Here is a 3989-nt window from a genome sequence, read left to right on the forward strand (position 1 = left end):
CAATCATTCGGACTCCAACGACTAGTCTAAAAACTAGTATTAAGACTATCACTAACTTAAGTGATACCAACTGTCTGGAGATTCAGGGGGCCAGTCTATTGACAAGCATCGTTTTCAGTTGCAAAAAATTCAACCTCTGTGCGTTTTCCATGTTCACTGTAAAAAACACACCATCGCCCTCCATCGAGGATCAAACATAATGCCTCACCCTCAACACCATCAATAGAGTAGCTATCACTGGGTATGTTTAATTTATTTAACTCATTTTGCAAGTCTACTCTATCCATAGGTTTTTCCTAATGCTTTCTTAAGGATAAACATTAATAAACTCGGCATAACCGGGTTATAAATCTATAACCCCTTAACTTAACAACACAACTTAAATATTTTATACGGACACTGATATTGAGTCCTTGATAACAGTAACCTCCCTACCTAAAATTTTGGAGGCTGCTTTTGCATTGTCAAGAAAATAATTCCTTTATAAATTCTGAGAACGAGTCAGAAACCAATTCAATTTCTTTATCATCCATCAGGAAAATAAATACCTTACCTAATGAATCATCAGATTTAAGAGATAGTAGAAAAGAGTTCCCCCCATCATCATAGGCAAAGGGAACCATATTCCTCAACTCGCCAAATGATTCGATAAGGTCACAATAGAGTTTCTCTATCGGCAGGTCACCATATTTTATAGGGTTAAAACCGCCAAGCATAAACGGATTATTTTCTTCATTATCATTAGGATACCCGCCATTATTTTTTAGATAAAAATCAAGAAATGACGTGGGAAGATGATGATCAAAGTACGCATTGAACGCGTTTATTTCGTCAACAGTCAATTTATATTCTGAATCAGTAAGATACATGATGACTTTACCTTGAAGAATCTACAGGTGCGGTTTTGGCAAAGATTCCGCACGCATTAAATTATAAATAAGCTCTGAGCTCGAAAAATGAGTTAATGCCCATCTCAGACCACATCAACCCGGCACAATTAACTACCCAACTTGTAGATCGTAGTAGCGGAACAGGTAAGTTCTTCTCAGTTTCCATCTATACTTCAAAAGGATACAATGAGATATTTTTTATGGCTGTTAAAAACGAAACAAATTTACTACCACCAGGGTAGGACTCAACATTTAAAAATATCATACGCCCCCCTAATGAGACAGTTAAAACCCCGTCACTCTCATAAGATATAACCTGAGAAACAAATAACACCCCATCACCACCCATCTTAATTTCAGGTGTCTGCTGACAAACACCATTAATATTCCAGCCCCATTTAAACATGTCGTCCACATCAAATTCGACATTATAACATCTATTTACTTCCGGTGGTTCACCACACCATACAGCCACTCCATTGCCTAAAGGTGAGGTGAACTCTACTTTATTTCCATCAAATTTCACTACTGTTATGTTTGTCATTTTAGTATCGGTACTCTCACAACAAGATTATCAAAATTCATGACATTATTTACAGAGTCTAATGTCCATTTGTCTTCATGGTAATGATGTTGGGTAGGTTTACTATTCATCTCATGGTTACCATAACGGATACTTCTCTTACCGTCAGCCGATACGATTCGGTCTGAGTCTGGTAATCCAGTTCTTGGATGGATATTTGTATGGGGGCCGGGGCTAAGGAAATCATCCCAACGATTAAGGCCATCCTCTGGTTTAACTGGCTTAGAAGCATAAGTCTCATTGTGGTACCCCTGCCCTGGAGGATTCGGATTTTTCCATCAGCATTAGATTCCGTCTTGCATAAACCTAACGGATCAATCCCCCCCCAACGGATTCGGCGCATACTGATAAAGGTTCCACCCGCCATTCAACCCTATCGGATCCTGCACAATAAACCGCCCGACCTGCGGGTCGTAGTAGCGGAACAGGTTATAATGCAACCCCGTTTCACCGTCAGCGTACTGCCCTGCATAGCGAAGCGGTTGATGCGCCATCGCTGTGCGATTCACAACCCGTGAGAACCCTTCGCTCTGATGGCGTACCTCACCAAAGCTGTCGAACTGCCCGCTTCAGCGCACCTCGTCGCATTCGTCGGTTATCACGATATCGATTTGGTCTCTTCGGTTAGCACGAGGTTGAATAGATTTGTAGATACAGCGTGATTTTAGATGAATGTTGACCTTATCTGGGATCGGTATATTCATCCTTTGGTTATGCGTGTATTCACTATGTCATTCACATAATGTTCAATCGAAATATTGTGCTCCCGATTAATCTGAGAAATGAATGCGCTAAGATGCTCTTGCGATGCATGAAGGGTCGTGGCAATAAGGTTATCAAAATCGTTCTGAGTAAATCGTTTATGTCCCTTCAACGTCGAGTGCTGAAGCAAAGTGTGTGCGGTCACTTCCAAGACGGCCCGCCGGTAATGATCGGACAGCAGGACGTCAAGATCGGTCTTAAGAATATCAAACTCAAAATAAAAGCTGACAAATCCCGATTCAACAGTTAATGAATAAATCAGTTTGTCACCTAATTTCTCAACGTAAGGTTCATATCCTTCGCCCATTACTCGCGTAGTCTGCATATAATCCCTCTCCTTTCATGCATTATATGATTTCTACTTTAAAAAATATACAACGTTACTCTTTAAAATCTTGCTTAAAAGGCCTGTAAGAATCACAGAGAACATCACCTCGCTAAAAAAATAACATTTTCTCCGTGCTGGCTTACTTTGAAAGAAAATAATTCATCCATAAAAATAATTATAAAATGCATTGAAATTTTTATTACAAATAAATGGTACAATCCTTCCCCGCAACTCATCAATGAAATCATCTTTTACTTCGTCATTATCATCTGCTATATCAAAGATATTGTATTGACCATATACCAAATCAATAAGCTCAGCTAGAGAAAATATGAACCCAGAGAGACTACTAGCTATCTGAAACGGTTCAACTACATCATAATCTGCATAAACAGAGGAACTCCCTTCATCGATAACCGCAATTATAGGTTTACCTCCGCCTAAATCATCGCCAATAACAAGATAATTATCTGGTAAGTATTCATAACCACTTTGAGCCTTCAAGAGCTCACTTACTGAGTAAAGTTTAATTGGCGTGAAGCCAGTTTCAATCTTTAACTTTTCAGGATTATAATTTTCATATAAAAACTCCACCTCTGTCGAACGAGGTAAGTTGGGCGGGAAGGCATTGTCCAGATCATTGACGGTGCTGAAACTCCCTGACAGCGAGTATTTATTGCAAATAACAATAAATTGTTTTAATGCTTTTTCAATCTCATTCACAATGGTCTCAGACGCATCCATAAATATAACCCTCAGTAACAACCAATTAATTTAAAATAAAAATCTCAGTATGTACCACCTTCAAACAAGCTAAGTAAATCAATTTTCAATTCCTCTCTCGCTCTTTAAATCAAAGCTCTATGAAGTTATCGTTCTCGAGATAAAAATTTAAACCTGATATGAAATCATCTACAGATGGTTTTTCTCTTTGGATAGAGATATTATATAATACATCTATAAATTGCTCTCCATAGAAAAACAGCTCTAGCGAATTTTCGACAACAAAATCAGGATATACTTCCTCATCGTCATCAATAATGGCAGGATAGCTTTCCAAATAACAAATAAGATCTGCTTTTGCTGATAGCTCATATTCTTTTGTATACAGACAAAAATTATCCAATGTACCCCCACCAATTTTATTTATTACAACATCTAAACAATAAGCTTTTCTGTACTCTAACTGACTCATACGCACAATCCTTGAGGTTTATCTTTTATACTTTGTAAAGCAAGCAGTTAATGATAGTGTTATATATTCCATTGAATTTTACTTTAATCAATTTTAATAATTCGGTTAGTTATTTTTTGAGCAATTTTTTGCCAACCGAAATCATACCTATAAATCAAATCATATTTTATATCAATTACCTTTATATTCTCATAAACGATATCCTATTATATTGCACGCACCGACTTACGA

General features: G+C 37.7%; 6 protein-coding genes and 1 pseudogene. All 7 read right to left on the reverse strand.

From position 1 onward, the window contains the following. Window positions 1-95: 95 nt before the first annotated feature. Window positions 96-287: a hypothetical protein gene (locus tag ACMWKA_RS25405; protein ID WP_414760691.1), complete on the reverse strand. Its 192-nt coding sequence runs from the start codon at window positions 285-287 to the stop codon at window positions 96-98. 177 nt (window positions 288-464) lie between these two features. After that, window positions 465-869 carry an SMI1/KNR4 family protein gene (locus tag ACMWKA_RS25410; protein ID WP_248032412.1) on the reverse strand — a complete coding sequence of 135 codons (405 nt, stop codon included), beginning with the start codon at window positions 867-869 and terminating at the stop codon, window positions 465-467. A gap of 187 nt (window positions 870-1056) precedes the next feature. Then, a complete protein-coding gene (locus ACMWKA_RS25415; RefSeq protein WP_248032411.1) occupies window positions 1057-1434 on the reverse strand; it encodes a hypothetical protein in 378 nt (125 codons plus the stop codon). A 340-nt stretch (window positions 1435-1774) separates the two neighbouring features. Continuing rightward, window positions 1775-2042, reverse strand: a pseudogene (locus ACMWKA_RS25420) (RHS repeat-associated core domain-containing protein); the annotation flags it as partial. 131 nt (window positions 2043-2173) lie between these two features. Beyond that, complete coding sequence (locus ACMWKA_RS25425; protein WP_414760692.1) at window positions 2174-2560, reverse strand: hypothetical protein; 387 nt, start codon at window positions 2558-2560, stop codon at window positions 2174-2176. A 162-nt stretch (window positions 2561-2722) separates the two neighbouring features. Next, window positions 2723-3307 (reverse strand): hypothetical protein, encoded by a 585-nt coding sequence (locus tag ACMWKA_RS25430; RefSeq protein ID WP_040023934.1) that lies wholly within the window; start codon window positions 3305-3307, stop codon window positions 2723-2725. A gap of 109 nt (window positions 3308-3416) precedes the next feature. Next, window positions 3417-3758, reverse strand: coding sequence for a hypothetical protein (locus tag ACMWKA_RS25435; RefSeq protein ID WP_040023936.1), 342 nt, complete (start codon window positions 3756-3758; stop codon window positions 3417-3419). Window positions 3759-3989 lie beyond the last annotated feature (231 nt).

This window comes from Enterobacter sp. 03-F-07-AD-ECC, assembly GCF_047530935.1.
GTDB lineage: Bacteria > Pseudomonadota > Gammaproteobacteria > Enterobacterales > Enterobacteriaceae > Enterobacter > Enterobacter cloacae.